This window comes from Streptomyces sp. NPDC104313 (assembly GCF_055583985.1).
Genome location: NZ_JBVJMW010000013.1, coordinates 1 through 13978 on the forward strand (window position 1 = coordinate 1; position 13978 = coordinate 13978).

The 13978-nt window shown below is 73.2% G+C and carries 14 protein-coding genes; 7 read left to right on the forward strand and 7 right to left on the reverse strand.

Annotated features, from left to right (window positions below):
- Positions 1-108 precede the first annotated feature (108 nt).
- Genes ACZ60Q_RS26590 through ACZ60Q_RS26610 form a run of 5 tightly spaced genes read right to left on the reverse strand, consistent with a single transcriptional unit; the run spans position 109 to position 4060 of the window.
- Entirely contained in the window at positions 109-1164 is a 1056-nt protein-coding gene (locus ACZ60Q_RS26590) for a serine hydrolase domain-containing protein (RefSeq protein WP_469639585.1), read from the reverse strand.
- Entirely contained in the window at positions 1161-2090 is a 930-nt protein-coding gene (locus tag ACZ60Q_RS26595) for a DUF6895 family protein (RefSeq protein WP_469639587.1), read from the reverse strand. The genes ACZ60Q_RS26590 and ACZ60Q_RS26595 overlap by 4 nt, the downstream gene beginning before the upstream one ends.
- A complete protein-coding gene (locus tag ACZ60Q_RS26600; protein WP_469639589.1) occupies positions 2087-3169 on the reverse strand; it encodes a DUF6895 family protein in 1083 nt (360 codons plus the stop codon). Before ACZ60Q_RS26600 ends, ACZ60Q_RS26595 begins: the two co-directional genes overlap by 4 nt.
- Complete coding sequence (locus ACZ60Q_RS26605) at positions 3166-3873, reverse strand: hypothetical protein (protein ID WP_469639591.1); 708 nt, start codon at positions 3871-3873, stop codon at positions 3166-3168. Before ACZ60Q_RS26605 ends, ACZ60Q_RS26600 begins: the two co-directional genes overlap by 4 nt.
- A 10-nt stretch (positions 3874-3883) precedes the next feature.
- Positions 3884-4060 (reverse strand): hypothetical protein, encoded by a 177-nt coding sequence (locus ACZ60Q_RS26610; RefSeq protein WP_469639593.1) that lies wholly within the window; start codon positions 4058-4060, stop codon positions 3884-3886.
- A gap of 450 nt (positions 4061-4510) precedes the next feature.
- Here ACZ60Q_RS26610 and ACZ60Q_RS26615 point away from each other — a divergent pair, with 450 nt between their 5' ends.
- From ACZ60Q_RS26615 to ACZ60Q_RS26635, 5 genes are all read left to right on the forward strand, one after another.
- On the forward strand, positions 4511-4882 hold the full coding sequence (locus ACZ60Q_RS26615; protein ID WP_469639595.1) for a hypothetical protein: 372 nt from the start codon (positions 4511-4513) through the stop codon (positions 4880-4882).
- 225 nt (positions 4883-5107) lie between these two features.
- Complete coding sequence (locus ACZ60Q_RS26620) at positions 5108-5983, forward strand: TatD family hydrolase (protein WP_469639597.1); 876 nt, start codon at positions 5108-5110, stop codon at positions 5981-5983.
- Positions 5984-6260: 277 nt separating this feature from the next.
- Positions 6261-7544, forward strand: coding sequence for a ubiquitin-like domain-containing protein (locus ACZ60Q_RS26625; protein ID WP_469639979.1), 1284 nt, complete (start codon positions 6261-6263; stop codon positions 7542-7544).
- A complete protein-coding gene (rsmA, locus tag ACZ60Q_RS26630) occupies positions 7541-8413 on the forward strand; it encodes a 16S rRNA (adenine(1518)-N(6)/adenine(1519)-N(6))-dimethyltransferase RsmA (RefSeq protein ID WP_469639599.1) in 873 nt (290 codons plus the stop codon). The genes ACZ60Q_RS26625 and rsmA overlap by 4 nt, the downstream gene beginning before the upstream one ends.
- On the forward strand, positions 8410-9309 hold the full coding sequence (locus ACZ60Q_RS26635; protein WP_469639601.1) for a 4-(cytidine 5'-diphospho)-2-C-methyl-D-erythritol kinase: 900 nt from the start codon (positions 8410-8412) through the stop codon (positions 9307-9309). Before rsmA ends, ACZ60Q_RS26635 begins: the two co-directional genes overlap by 4 nt.
- A gap of 164 nt (positions 9310-9473) precedes the next feature.
- Here ACZ60Q_RS26635 and ACZ60Q_RS26640 read toward each other — a convergent pair whose 3' ends face one another.
- Positions 9474-9734, reverse strand: a complete 261-nt coding sequence (locus ACZ60Q_RS26640) for a Txe/YoeB family addiction module toxin (RefSeq protein WP_469639603.1) — start codon at positions 9732-9734, stop codon at positions 9474-9476.
- Positions 9731-9982, reverse strand: a complete 252-nt coding sequence (locus ACZ60Q_RS26645) for a type II toxin-antitoxin system Phd/YefM family antitoxin (protein ID WP_469639604.1) — start codon at positions 9980-9982, stop codon at positions 9731-9733. The genes ACZ60Q_RS26640 and ACZ60Q_RS26645 overlap by 4 nt, the downstream gene beginning before the upstream one ends.
- A gap of 135 nt (positions 9983-10117) precedes the next feature.
- On the opposite strand from ACZ60Q_RS26645, the gene ACZ60Q_RS26650 reads away from it, so the two are divergent.
- Entirely contained in the window at positions 10118-11938 is a 1821-nt protein-coding gene (locus tag ACZ60Q_RS26650; protein WP_469639606.1) for an ABC-F family ATP-binding cassette domain-containing protein, read from the forward strand.
- Positions 11939-12008: 70 nt separating this feature from the next.
- Positions 12009-13745, forward strand: a complete 1737-nt coding sequence (locus ACZ60Q_RS26655) for an outer membrane protein assembly factor BamB family protein (protein ID WP_469639608.1) — start codon at positions 12009-12011, stop codon at positions 13743-13745.
- Positions 13746-13978 lie beyond the last annotated feature (233 nt).

Here is a 13978-nt window from a genome sequence, read left to right on the forward strand (position 1 = left end):
CCGCCGCGATCTGGCACAACCACAAGACCCGCCAACCGGTCACACGATCGCTGATCGCCTACGACCACTGATCATTCGGAATGACTCGTCTAGTGCGTACGGCGGTGCTTACGGGGTTTCCGTCAGCAGGCCGTACGCCGCCGCTACGAACGTGTCCGCCCGGTGCACCCGCCGGGTCGCTGTCGCCGCCACCGCCAGGCCCGTGTCCGGGCGGAAGCCGAGGAACGCCTGCTGGCCGAGCGTCGCGCCGGCGTGGAAGAGGACCGGACCGTACGGGGACGGGTGGTGGAACCACGTGAGCGTGTGGGTGTGCGCGTGCCGCCAGCCGCGTCGCAGCAGGGGACGCCGGACCTCCGTCAGGGCCGCGGCCAGCGTGGGGTCGGTCGGTCCGGGCCCGCCCACGTGCGCCTCCAGGAAGGTCAGCAGGTCCAGCGGGGTCGCCCGGACCGCGCCCGCCGCCGTGAAGCCCCCGGTGTCCAGTGCGGGCACCGGCGTCCCGTCGCGGCGGTGGCCGACCGCCTCCGTGCCCTCCGGGCCCGGGCGCACCCGGGTGGCGTCCAGGTGCAGCGGGGCCAGCACCCGCTGGTGCAGCAGCACCTCCCACGGTGTGCCGGTGGCCGCCGCCAGGGTGTGGCCGAGGACCGAGACGGCGAAGTTCGAGTAGTGCCAGCGGGTCCCGGGCCGGTGGCGCGGGCGGGCCCGGAGGAAGGCCCGGACCACCCGGTCGGCCGGATAGCCGCCGTACGGGTCGGTCGACCAGCGGGGCACCGCCTGTGGGTAGAAGTCGGCGGGCAGTCCCGGCAGCCCCGAGGTGTGGGTGAGCAGATGGCGCAGGGTGATCCGGCGCACCGCCGGGTGCACCGGGAGGCCCGGGGCCAGCAGGTCCGCCGCCCGGTCCGTGTACCGCACCCGGCCCTGTGCGACCAGCCGGGCCAGCAGCAGCCCCGCGTACGGCTTCGACGCCGAGCCCAGCTCGTAGCCCATCAGCTCGCGGGGGACCGGGCCGGGCTCCGCGCTCCCGCCGGTGTGGACCGTGCGCACCCCGTTCCGGCTGACCGCGAGGACCAGGTCCGGGGCGTCGACCGTCCGGGCGGCCTCGGCCAGGAGGCGTGCGGTGGCCGAGGGGCCGGGGGCGGTCGCCGGGGCCGCCGTCAGCTCGGTCATGCCGGGGCCGGGGCCGCGCTGAGGTCGGACAGGGCCCGGGACATCGCGAGCGCAGAGGCGAACGCGGCGACCAGCGTCGGGTGGTAGACGAGGTCGAACACCGACTCCTCGTCCCCGTCCGGCATCCCGCCGACCACCGGCATCGCCCCGTCCGGCTGCTGGGCCTGTGCGAAACCCTGCCAGGCCGCCGGGTCCAGCGTCGGTTCGGGGAGGCACGCGTCGACCACCAGCAGCTCGCCCAGCAGGTCCCAGCGTTCGAGGTCCAGCCAGTCGTCCAGCCAGACCGGCAGCCACAGCGCCAGGTACTCCGCGATGTCGGTGGGCAGCCCGGCCGGTTTCTCGCCCCAGTCGGTGAGGTGGAACACCGTGTGCGTGATGTCGTAGCCGATATGGCCCTCGACCGTCCACGGTTCGGCCCGCCGCGCCAGCCAGGTGTGGGCCAGCGCCGCCGTCTCCGGGATGCTCGGCTCCACCCCGAAGCGCCGCTCGATCGCACTCAGGCCGAGCCGCCGCACCGGCAGCACCTCCAGCGCCGCCCAGCTGGCCAGCCGGTGGTTGAGCCGGATCGCGGACTCCAGGTCCGGCTGCCGGTAGCCCAGCTCCCGGAACGGTACGTACACCTCCAGCGGCACCGGCGAGAGCGGTTCGCGCCGCTGGCCCTCCACCAGCCGGGCCCCGGAGTCCAGCACCTCGTGCCAGGCGTGGTCCAGCAGCTTGTGGGCGAGGGAGGACTGCTGCGAGCCGGCCACGCCCTCGCGGAAGATGACCTTGCCGATCAGCGCCAGTTCGCCCAGCGGCTTGAACCGGTCCAGCATCCCCGCCTCCGGCGACGGGTCGGTCTCCAGCCGGAACCCCTCCCGGTGTTCGTACAGCCAGCCCAGGGCCTTCGCCCCCACGTCGTGGATCTGCTGGATGCCGCTGCTCATGCGGTCCGCCTTTCCCGGCGGGGCACGGCCTCGCCGGTCCTGTCCGTCTGCCCCGGCGACCGCGGCGACCTCAGGGACAGGGCCGCGGCGAACGCCGTCACGAGCGTGGAGTGGTAGCAGTCGATGAAGGGGTACGGGTCCGGCGCGGGGTCCTCGACCGGCACACCGGTCTCCGGGACGCAGCCGGTCGGATGCTGTACGCCGGCGAGCACCGGCCACACCGCGTCCAGCAGGGCTGTCGGCGCGGGCCCCGGCAGCGACGCGGCCACCGCCAGCAGCTCGCCGGTGAGGTCCCACTGACCGCTCTCCACGCAGCCGTCGGCCCACGCCGGCAGCCAGGTCCGCAGATAGCCGTCGATCTTCGCGGGCACCCGGTCGGGCATCCGGCCCCAGTCGGTGAGATGGAAGACGGTGTGGGTGAGCGCGTATCCGGAGGGGCCCTCGAACATCCACGGCTCCGGCAGTCCGCCGAGCCAGGTCCGGGACAGGACCGCGCCCGCGTCGGTGTGCGCCACCACTCCGACCCGCCGCTCGGAGTTGACCAGGCCCAGCTGCCGGTTGGCGTGCTGCTCGGTGTGGGCCCAGGCGCGGGTCGCGGTGAGCGGGCGGGCCAGGGCCTCGAAGCGCTCGTGGCGCAGCCCGTACCCGGCGAAGGCGGCGTAGATCTCGTACGGGTACGCGGCGAACGGCTCGGCGCGCAGCAGCTCCAGGAGCAGCTCGCCCGCCGCCACCTGCTCCCAGGCGTGGGCGACGAGGTCCCCGGCCAGCTCGTGTTCCGGGGTGCCGGGGGTGGTGGCGCGGCGGATCGTGGAGCCGAGCTGGGCCAGTTCGCCCAGTGGCTTCAGCGTGGCGTTGACCTGGGTGTGGGGTTCCAGGACGTCGTCGGGGAGCGTGAAGTCCGCCCGGTGCGCGTCGATCCAGGCGAGGGATTCGCGCAGGACCCCGGGGAGGACCGCGAGCGCGGCGCCGGGGACCGGGTGCTCCCGGCGGGCCGCGCCCCCGGGCCCCGGGCCCGGGCGTCCCCGCGGGGCCACGGCCGGGCGGTCCTGGGAGGGGCCCTCGGTCGCGGTCGTGGTCACCGTGCCCTCGCCTCGGCCATCAGCCGGGCGGCCCGCACATGGAGGGTGACCCGGGGGTCGTGGCCGCCCATCAGCTCGACGAAGTCCAGGCCGCGTTCCAGGCCCAGTGTCGCCGGTTCGCCGCCGATGGCCGTAAGCCAGCGGCCCGCGCCCGCCGCCTGGAGCCAGTCGCGGCGTCGGACCGCGCGGACGAAGCCGCGCGACAGGTCGACCGCCCGGTTCGCCGCGGCGCGCCGCACGGCCGAGGGGGCGGCCGGGACGGCCAGCGGCGCGAGGACCGAGAGCTGGTGGGTGAACGCCTGCCAGGGCGCCTCCTCCAGCCAGGCGGCGTCGGGCTCCGCGTACGCCGCGGGAGCGACCGCCCCCGGTGGAGAGGGCGCCATCCGCTGGAGCGTGGAGATCATGTGCCAGTGGCTCCAGGCCGTGGCGGCCGGAGCGTCGGGCTTGGGCGGGAACTCCCGCACCGCCCGGTCGAGCACGGCGACGTCACCCGGATGCGGATGACGTCCGTACAGAACACTGGGCAGCAGCAGGTCGGCCCCGATGACCCGTGCCGCCGCGATTCCGGTCCGATTCTCCTCGTCGATTCCCGCCGCGCCGCACACCGTGGCGAGGTGGTCCCCGCTCCGAAGAGCGAGGACCACCTCTGTTGCCAGGTCATGCACGGCGCCCGCCAGGGGCGACGAAGCATGTGTCTGGTCCATGTGCCGGCGACTAGCCCTTCTTCGGGCGCGGGGTCGGGGGCGAGAGCAGCAGTGCGCCGCCGCCCGCGAGAAGCGCGAGGTAGGCGCACTCGCGGGAGTCGCGGTACCGACCCTCGACCTCGCCCGGGTTGAGGGCGACGTCGAGGTCCAGCTCGACGTCGGTGGCAGTGGTGTCCGTGGTGAACATGGGGTGTTCCCCGTTCTGTGGGAAATGGGGTGGACGTAATGAGTGAAAAGGAGAAATGAGGGCGCCGCAAATCGGCGTGCGACATCCGGGTAAATCGCGATTTCAATTGAATAGTGAATTCATGGGGTGCGGGTGGGGGAAAGCCCGGGAATGCAAGGAAGAGAGACGGGCGGGCGAGGGTGGTGCGCGGGCGCGTTCACAACGGCACACGGCGCACTCGGGGGCGCTCGGTAGCCCGGTGGTCACGCGCTGCCCTCCCTTGGTCCAGTCCAATGCCATGCGTCGGCAAAGAGCGGCCAAAGGAGGCCAAGAACGCACCAACATTGGGCTTGAGCTGGTGCGTCCGTACGGGTGCAGGTGTCCACTTGAAGGGACGGGACTCCTGCTCGAAAAACCTCGGGCGGGCGGACCGTCCCCGGAGCGCGTGACCCGCGGCCAAGAGGAGCAGGCATGAGCGAGATCGCAGCCACCACTGTCCATGAGGCGTATGCCTTCGCCTGCATGAAGTGCGGGTACGGCTGGGAGCAGTCCTACGAGATAGAGCACCATGTCGACGTCCACGGTCACGCCTTCGTCGTCTACACGGCGGACGGCGAGCGCGTGCCGTCCCCGCTCTCCACGCCCACCTGCACGAACTGCGGCGGACACGTGGTGCGCATCATGCGCTCGGGGCGGGTCGCCGGCTACCAGAACCTCATGCGCAAGCAGCCGACGCCGCGCGCCGCGGCGACCGCCGCGAAGGACCGCACGGTGCCGGCCGCCGCCGGCCCGGACCGTCACTGGCGGCTGTCCGACCTGCTCCACCCCTTCCACCGCAGGTGACACCGACCGGCCACCGCGGATGAGCCGCTCCTGCCACCAAGGTGTGACACCGATCAGCCACCGCGGGTGACATGGACCGACGACCGCGGCCGGCACCGACCGACCACTGCGGGTGACGTGATCCTTCGGCGCGGATGGGGTGGGCCCTCCGACGCGGATGACGTACCCGGGTGGCTTCCGCAGCCGACGATCGTACGAGGGTGGGGCCCTCGTACGATCGTCGGCATGAGCCGTACCGAAGCCCCGCCGCTGCCCGAGCCCCTGCGGGTTCCGGTCGCCGACTCCCACACCCACCTGGACATGCAGGACACCACCGTCGAGGAGGCCCTCGCCCGGGCCGCCGCGGTCAACGTGAGCGCCGTCGTCCAGGTCGGCTGCGACGTGGCCGGCTCCCGCTGGGCCGCCGACACCGCGGCCGCCCACCCCGCCGTCCACGCCTCGGTCGCCCTGCACCCCAACGAGGCCCCGCGCATCGTCCACGGGTACGTCGAGGGCACCGGCGGCACCGCGCGGCAGGGGGCGAGGGAGCCCGGCGGCAGGGCGGCGCTGGACGAGGCACTGGCGGAGATCGACGCGCTGGCCGCCCTCGACCACGTGCGCGGGGTGGGCGAGACGGGCCTGGACTTCTTCCGCACCGGACCCGAGGGCGTCGCCGCCCAGGAGGAGTCCTTCCGGGCCCACATCGAGATCGCCAAGCGGCACGGCAAGGCCCTGGTCATCCACGACCGCGACGCGCACGAGGACGTCCTGCGGGTCCTGCTCGACGCGGGCGCGCCGGAGCGGACCGTGTTCCACTGCTACTCCGGCGACGCCGACATGGCCCGGATCTGCGCGCGGGCCGGGTACTTCATGTCCTTCGCGGGCAACGTGACCTTCAAGAACGCCCAGCCGCTGCGGGACGCCCTGGCCGTCGCCCCGACCGAGCTGGTCCTCGTCGAGACGGACGCCCCTTTCCTCACCCCCGCCCCGTACCGCGGACGGCCCAACGCGCCGTACCTCATTCCGGTCACGCTCCGCGCCATGGCCGAGGTGAAGGGTCTGGACGAGGACGTGCTGGCCGCCGCGATCTACGACAACACCGCGCGCGCGTTTGATTTCTGACCGCCGGCCGGGCCTTCTTCGGCCGTCGGCGCCGGGGCTTCGCGTCCACGCTGTGCAGCTGTGTCGCTTTGGAGAGTCACCGGAGCTCCGCTATCGTCCCCGCGCACGACGGGGCGACAGCGGGCGGATCTTCGGGAGCGGCGTGAGCACTTCGCAGGGCAGTCACCGGGCGGCGCGCGGCGGACGGCGTACGGCGGTGGCGCCGCCTCCTCCCTCCCCGGTCCCGTGCGCGTTCCCGGCCGCCCCGTCCCCGTCCCCGTACGCCGCCCCGCTGCCGGTGGCGCTCCCCGGAGCGTTCCACGAGCAGCCGGCCGTGGCCGACGGGCTCCGCGCGGAAGGCCGGCCCGCCCACGCTCCGACGGCGGTCGGCACCCCGCACGCCGGGCCGCCGCCCGTGGTGCCCCGGCAGGGCCCCACCCGGGCCGACGCCCGACGGGCCGCCAAGCGGCGCCGGGCGCTCGTCGCGCACCCCGAGAGCCTGCGGCGCCTCGTCCCGAAGGCTCTCGTCGTCGCCTTCCTGGCCGGCGGCACCACCGCGTTCCTCGCCCATGACAAGGCCGTCCGCCTGAGCGTCGACGGCACACCCCGGACCCTGCACACCTTCGCCGACGACGTCACGGGGCTCCTGGCGGAGGAAGGCGTCACCGTCGGCGCGCACGACGTCGTCGCCCCGGCCCCCGGCACCGGCCTCGGCCACGGCGACGAGGTCGTCGTCCGCCACGGGCGGCCGATCACCCTCACCCTCGACGGCGTCCGCCGCCAGGTCTGGACGACCGCCGACACCGTGGCGGGGGCCCTGCGCGCCCTCGGGATCCGGGCCGAGGGAGCGTGCCTCTCCGCCTCCCGCTCCGCACGGATCGCCCGCACCGGCCTGACCCTCACCGTCCGCACCGAACGCGCCGTGACCTTCATGGCCGACGGCCAGGAACGCGCCCTGCGGACCAACGCCGCCACCGTCCGCGACGCCCTCGCCGAGGCGGGCATCACCCTGGGCGCCCACGACACCACCTCCGTCGCCCCCGGGAGCTTCCCGCGCGACGGCCAGACGATCTCCGTCATGCGGATCACCGACACCCACGAGGTGCACGAGGAGACCGTCCCGTACGACGTCGAACGGAGCGAGGACCCCGAGCTGTTCCGGGGCGCCGAGGTCATCGAGCGGGCCGGCCACAACGGGGTGCGCCGGGTCACGTACGCCGTCCGGACCGTCAACGGCGTCCGGCAGAAACCGCGTAGGACCGCCGAGGAACTGGTCCACCGGCCGGTGAGCCGCGTCGTGCGCACCGGCACCCGGCCGCGTCCCGGCCCGGTCGCCGGGGCGGACGGGCTGAACTGGTCCGCGCTCGCCGCCTGCGAGTCCGGCGGCCGTCCCGGCGCGGTGGACGCGAGCGGCACCTACGGCGGGCTGTACCAGTTCGACACCCGGACCTGGCAGTCCCTCGGCGGCAGTGGCCGCCCCCAGGACGCACCCGCCGCCGAGCAGACGCACCGGGCGAAGAAGCTGTACGTGCAGCGGGGGGCGAGTCCGTGGCCCCACTGCGGCCGTAGGCTTACCGGGTGAGCAGCACAGAGCCCGACGCCCTCCTGGGCCCCGCAGACATCCGCGACCTGGCCGCGAAGCTGGGCGTACGCCCCACCAAGCAGCGCGGTCAGAACTTCGTCATCGACGCCAACACCGTCCGCCGCATCGTGCGCACGGCCGAGGTCCGCCCGGACGACACCGTCGTCGAGGTCGGCCCCGGACTCGGCTCGCTGACCCTGGCACTGCTGGAGGCGGCGGACCGCGTCGTCGCGGTCGAGATCGACGACGTGCTCGCCGCCGCGCTGCCCGCCACGGTCCAGGCCCGGATGCCGGAGCGCGCCGACCGCTTCACGCTGGTCCACTCCGACGCGATGCTGGTCACCGAGTTGCCGGGCGCGGCCCCGACCGCGCTCGTCGCGAACCTCCCGTACAACGTGGCCGTACCCGTCCTGCTGACCATGCTGGAGCGCTTCCCCAGCATCGAGCGGACCCTCGTCATGGTCCAGGCCGAGGTCGCCGACCGGCTGGCCGCCCGCCCCGGCAACAAGGTCTACGGTGTGCCGTCGGTGAAGGCCAACTGGTACGCGGACGTCAAGCGCGCCGGGTCCATCGGCCGCACCGTCTTCTGGCCCGCCCCGAACGTCGACTCCGGGCTCGTCTCCCTGGTCCGGCGCACCGAGCCCATCGCCACCACCGCGAGCCGCGCCGAGGTCTTCGCCGTGGTGGACGCCGCCTTCGCCCAGCGCCGCAAGACCCTGCGTGCCGCGCTCTCCGGCTGGGCCGGCTCCGCGCCCGCCGCCGAGGCGGCGCTCGTCGCCGCCGGGATCTCCCCGCAGGCGCGCGGCGAGGCGCTGACGGTGGAGGAGTTCGCGGCGATCGCGGAGAACAAGCCGGAGGCGGCCCTGTGAGCACGGCTGTCACCGTCCGCGTCCCCGCCAAGGTCAACGTCCGGCTCGCCGTGGGCGCGGCCCGCCCCGACGGTTTCCACGACCTGGCCAACGTCTTCCTCGCCGTCGGCCTCTACGACGAGGTCACGGCGGTCCCCGCCGACGAGCTGCGCATCACCTGCTCGGGCCCGGACGCCGCCCAGGTCCCGCTGGACACCACCAACCTCGCCGCCCGCGCCGCCCTCGCACTGGCCGAGCGGTACGGCATCACACCCGCTGTCCACCTGCACATCGCCAAGGACATCCCGGTCGCGGGCGGCATGGCGGGCGGCAGCGCCGACGGGGCCGCCGCCCTCGTCGCCTGCGACGCCCTGTGGGGGACCGGCGCGAGCCGCGACGAACTCCTGGCCATCTGCGCGGAGCTGGGCAGCGACGTGCCGTTCAGCCTGGTCGGCGGGGCCGCGCTCGGCACCGGACGCGGCGAGAAGCTGACCCCGATCGAGGTCGGCGGAACCTTCCACTGGGTCTTCGCGGTGGCGGACGGCGGCCTCTCCACGCCCGCGGTGTACGGGGAGTTCGACCGTCTCACGGCCGGCACCGAGGTCCCGGAGCCGACCGCGTCCCCCGCCCTCCTCGCCGCCCTGCGCTCCGGCGACTCCGGCGCGCTCGCGAAGGCCCTGAGCAACGACCTCCAGCCCGCCGCGCTCTCCCTGCGCCCCTCCCTCGCACGGACCCTGGCGGCCGGCACGGAGGCGGGGGCCTTGGCCGCCCTGGTCTCCGGCTCCGGCCCGACCACGGCGTTCCTGGTGGAGGACGGGTCGGCGGCCCGCAAGGTGGCCGACGCGCTGACGGCCTCAGGAACGTGCCGGGAGGCGCGCACGGCGATGTCGCCCGCGCCGGGCGCGAAGGCGATCTGACCTCCCCCTTGTCCCTCCCGCCCTCCGCGTACTCACCCCGGATCTGAGTACGGCCGCGCTGCCGGGCCCCGCCTCCCCAGGCTCCGAGGACTCCGTCTGCTCGCTGGTGGAGCGGGCGGGGCGGGGGACCGGCGTACGGGCCGGGGGCCGGCGGCCGTAGTGATTCAGCGGCCGTGGTGATAGCGGCAGGCGGCGACGCGGACCTCGTCGTCGACCACCTTGTGGATGAGCCGGTGCTCGTCGGTGATGCGACGCGACCAGTACCCCTGGGAGCCGTGTTTCAGGGGCTCCGGCTTGCCCATTCCCTCGTTGCCGTTCCGGGCGATGTCCTGGAGCAGGGTGTTGATCCTCTTGAGGATCTTGCGATCCTGGTTCTGCCACCAGACGTAGTCGTCCCAGGACGACTGGTCCCATACGAACTTCACTCCGCGAGCTCCCGCACCGTGCCGCCGCCGCTCTCCAGGCGGTCGATCGAGGAGAGCAGTCGACGGGCGTTCTCCGGGCTCCGGAGCTGGTACGCGGTCTCCTTGAGGGACTCGTATTCATCGAGCGCCACTATCACCACGGGCTCATGCCCGGCGCGCGTGACCACGACCTCCTCGCGGTCGTCCACGACCGAGCTCAGGGTCTCGGCGTACTTGGCGCGGGACTCGGTGTACGTCATCGTCCGCATGGCACATCCTCTGTACGTGATCCTGTACGTACAGGAAGCTGTATCGCACTCTCCCGTTGTCGAGGCCGCACGACCGGACCCCCTCCGCCGCGCCGTACCCTGGGAAGGTCGATCAACCCCCCAGGCAGGAGTGAAATGGCCGTCAATCTGGTCAATGTCGAGCAGGTCAGCAAGGTGTACGGCACCCGTGCCCTGCTCGACGGCGTATCCCTCGGGGTGTCCGAGGGCGACCGGATCGGTGTTGTGGGCCGCAACGGCGACGGCAAGACCACTCTCATCCGGATGCTCGCCAAGCTGGAGGACGCGGACACCGGCCGTGTCACCCACAACGGCGGGCTGCGTCTGGGCGTCCTGACCCAGCACGACTCCCTGGACCCGACGAAGACCATCCGCCAGGAGGTCATCGGCGATCTCGCCGACCACGAGTGGGCGGGCAGCGCCAAGATCCGCGACGTGCTCACCGGGCTCTTCGGCGGCCTCGCCCTCCCCGGCTTCGAGCACGGGCTCGACACCGTCATCGCCCCGCTCTCCGGTGGCGAGCGCCGCCGTATCGCGCTGGCCAAGCTCCTCATCGACGAGCAGGACCTGATCGTCCTCGACGAGCCCACCAACCACCTCGACGTCGAGGGCATCTCCTGGCTGGCCGGCCACCTGCGGACCCGGCGCTCCGCCCTCGTCTGCGTCACCCACGACCGGTGGTTCCTCGACCAGGTCTGCACCCGCATGTGGGACGTCCAGCGCGGCACCGTCCACGAGTACGAGGGCGGCTACAGCGACTACGTGTTCTCCCGCGCCGAGCGGGAGCGCATCGCCGCCACCGAGGAGTCCAAGCGGCAGAACCTCATGCGCAAGGAGCTGGCCTGGCTGCGCCGCGGCGCCCCCGCCCGTACCTCCAAGCCGCGCTACCGCATCGAGGCCGCCAACGAACTCATCGCCGACGTGCCGCCGCCGCGCGACACCAGCGAGCTGATGAAGTTCGCCAACGCCCGTCTCGGCAAGACCGTGTTCGACCTGGAGGACGTGACCGTCCAGGCCGGGCCCAAGACCCTCCTCACCCACCTCACCTGGCAGCTCGGTCCCGGCGACCGTATCGGTCTGGTCGGCGTCAACGGCGCGGGCAAGACCTCGCTGCTGCGCGCGCTCGCCGAGGCCTGCCGCACCCAGGGCGAGGAGCAGCCCGCCGCCGGGAAGATCGTCGTCGGCAAGACCGTCAAGCTCGCCTACCTCTCCCAGGAGGTCACCGAGCTCAACCCGAACCTCCGGGTCCTGGAGGCCGTCCAGCAGGTGCGCGACCGGGTCGACCTCGGCAAGGGCCGCGAGATGACCGCCGGTCAGCTCTGCGAGCAGTTCGGCTTCACCAAGGAGAAGCAGTGGACGCCCGTCGGCGACCTCTCCGGCGGTGAGCGCCGCCGGCTCCAGATCCTGCGCCTGCTGATGGACGAGCCGAACGTCCTCTTCCTCGACGAGCCCACCAACGACCTCGACATCGAGACCCTGACCCAGCTGGAGGACCTCCTCGACAGCTGGCCCGGGTCGATGATCGTGATCTCCCACGACCGGTTCTTCATCGAGCGGACCACCGACCGGGTCATGGCGCTCCTCGGTGACCGCGCCCTGCGGATGCTCCCGCGCGGGATCGACGAGTACCTGGAGCGCCGGCAGAGGATGGAGGAGGAGTCCACCCCCTCCGCCGCTGCCGCGCCCCGTACGGCCACCGTGTCCGCCGCGGCCCCGGCCGTCTCGGCGCAGGAGGCCCGCGCCGCGAAGAAGGAACTGCAGAAGGTCGAGCGGCAGCTCGACAAGCTCTCCACCCGGGAGACCGCGCTGCACAAGCAGATCGCGGACAACGCCACCGACTTCGAGAAGGTCGCGGGGCTCGACGCCGAACTGCGCGAACTCGTCACCGAGCGCGACGAGTTGGAGATGCGCTGGCTGGAGCTGGCCGAGGCCGCCTGACGGAGGCCGGTGCGGCAGGTGGTAGAACGGGGCGGCAGGGACCGTACGTTCGGAGGGGGACCACACACTGATGCCGCAGCAGCAGCCGCAGCAGCAGCCGCAGCAACCGCCGCAGGGCGGGCCGGGGGAGCAGGCGGGCTTCGGCGCCCCGTTCGAACCGCAGCCCGGTGGGTACGGAGCACCCGTGCCGCCGCAGCCCGGTGGGTACGGTCCCCCCGTGCCGCCGCAGCCCGGTGGGTACGGAGCACCCGTGCCGCCCCGGCACCAGCAGCCCACCGTTCCGTACGGCCACCAGGTGCCCTCGCCCTCCTCGCCGTCCGGCGGGCCCGGAGGCGGCGGGCGCTCGCGGGGCCGGGCCGCTGGGATCGTCGCCGCCGCGCTCGCCGGGGTCCTCGTCATCGGGACGGGCGTCTGGTTCGCGGTGAGCGGTGACGGCTCCGACGACGAGAAGCCCGCCGCGGCGGGGAGCTCCGCACCGGAACAGCCCGGCGCCGACCCGGGCCCGACGGCGAAGCCGGCCCCGGGCGCCGAGCAGCTCAACCAGGGCCGCAAGGACGGCGAGGCCAAGGTCCGCTGGGTCCAGAAGAACGGCGTGGACCTGCCGGGGGGCGGCGCCTCCGCCCTCGGCCCCTGGACCGCCGGCGGCATCGTGGCCAAGGCCATGTACCGCACGGCGTCCGGCTATTCCCTCCAGGACGGATCGCGGAAGTGGAGCCTGCGCCTGCCCTCGGACGTCTGCGCGGCACCCACCCTGCCGACCGCGGACGGGAAGATCGTCATCGGGCTCATGACCGACACCTCCACGGAGGATTCGGTCTGCGACAAGCTCCAGATGATCGATCTGGCCACCGGTGAGGCGGGCTGGTCCGCGACCTTCGAACGCGCGCCGACGCAGGACGGGCTCGCGAACATCGTCATGGCGATCAGCGGCGACGTCCTGACGATCGGGCGCGTCGGCCGTACCGATGCCTATCGGGTCAGTGACGGCAAGCACCTGTGGGACGAACTGCCCGGCCCCTGCCAGTCGTACGGTCTCGCCGGCGGAGCCGTCCTGCTCGCCGCTGTCGGCTGCCGCGAGCGGCCGGCCGACGAGGCCGGGGCGAGCGAGGCCGTCGAGGAAGTACGGCGCATCGACCCGGTCACCGGCCGGACCGTGTGGACGTACAAGCCCGAGAAGGGCTGGCTGATCGACGCGTTCCACTCCGTCGACCCGCCGGTGATCTCGCTGCGCAAGGGCGGGGTGGTGGAGGCCGAGTGGGCGACCGTGGTCCTGAACGCCGACGGAACCTTCCGCTCCCGACCCGTCCCCGGCGACGACGTCCCCGAGGCCCGGTGCACCGGCATGCGGCGGGACGTGGGCGCGAACCTCGACACCTGCGTCGGCGTGGCCGCCGACGCGGGCACGCTCTACACCGCCACGAAGCACCGGCATACGGACGGGGCGTTGACCAACGACGTCGTCGCCTTCGACATGAGCACCGGCAAGAAGAAGTGGAAGGTCGCCGCACCCTCCGGCCAGACCCTGATGCCGCTGCGGGTGGAAGGCGGCAAGGTGCTGATGTACCTCGGCCCGCCCGGCCCGAAGGCCAAGGGCGCGGGCGGCGGCATCATGGCGCTCGGGCCGGACGGCGGTGCGCCGCAGCCTGTCCTGCGTCACCCGGCGTCGGCCGCGGCGACCGAGCGCACCTTCACCGATCCGCTCGTCCTCTACGCCGGCGGACGCTCGCTGCTCACGCTCACCCATGTCTCCGGGGCCACCGACGAGGAGGAGATGGAGCTGCCGGCGATGATCGCTTTCGGTGACTGACCATCACCTCCCGCCGGGGCATAACGGGGGCATCACAAGGCGGTTCTCCCTTGGGAACAGAGGTTGGCCCAAAACGGTGTCCGGTGGCGGGCGGGTGGTAGAAAGAAGCCCCGCCCGACTGTCGTGACACCGCGGAAGCCATGCGCGATTCGCTCCTTTCCGAGGGGAATTGACTCTCTTGGGAATGCGGGGGAGACCGATTCGCGCACCGGGCCGCACGAAGGGGGACGTGC

What these genes read in the sequence shown, in the direction of transcription:
- ACZ60Q_RS26590 (WP_469639585.1), bottom strand. Translation starts at nt 1,164, where the DNA reads ATGACCGAGCTGACGGCGGCCCCGGCGACCGCCCCCGGCCCCTCGGCC.
- ACZ60Q_RS26595 (WP_469639587.1), bottom strand. Translation starts at nt 2,090, where the DNA reads ATGAGCAGCGGCATCCAGCAGATCCACGACGTGGGGGCGAAGGCCCTG.
- ACZ60Q_RS26605 (WP_469639591.1), bottom strand. Translation starts at nt 3,873, where the DNA reads ATGGACCAGACACATGCTTCGTCGCCCCTGGCGGGCGCCGTGCATGAC.
- ACZ60Q_RS26610 (WP_469639593.1), bottom strand. Translation starts at nt 4,060, where the DNA reads ATGTTCACCACGGACACCACTGCCACCGACGTCGAGCTGGACCTCGAC.
- ACZ60Q_RS26615 (WP_469639595.1), top strand. Translation starts at nt 4,511, where the DNA reads ATGAGCGAGATCGCAGCCACCACTGTCCATGAGGCGTATGCCTTCGCC.
- ACZ60Q_RS26620 (WP_469639597.1), top strand. Translation starts at nt 5,108, where the DNA reads ATGAGCCGTACCGAAGCCCCGCCGCTGCCCGAGCCCCTGCGGGTTCCG.
- ACZ60Q_RS26645 (WP_469639604.1), bottom strand. Translation starts at nt 9,982, where the DNA reads ATGCGGACGATGACGTACACCGAGTCCCGCGCCAAGTACGCCGAGACC.
- ACZ60Q_RS26650 (WP_469639606.1), top strand. Translation starts at nt 10,118, where the DNA reads ATGGCCGTCAATCTGGTCAATGTCGAGCAGGTCAGCAAGGTGTACGGC.
- ACZ60Q_RS26655 (WP_469639608.1), top strand. Translation starts at nt 12,009, where the DNA reads ATGCCGCAGCAGCAGCCGCAGCAGCAGCCGCAGCAACCGCCGCAGGGC.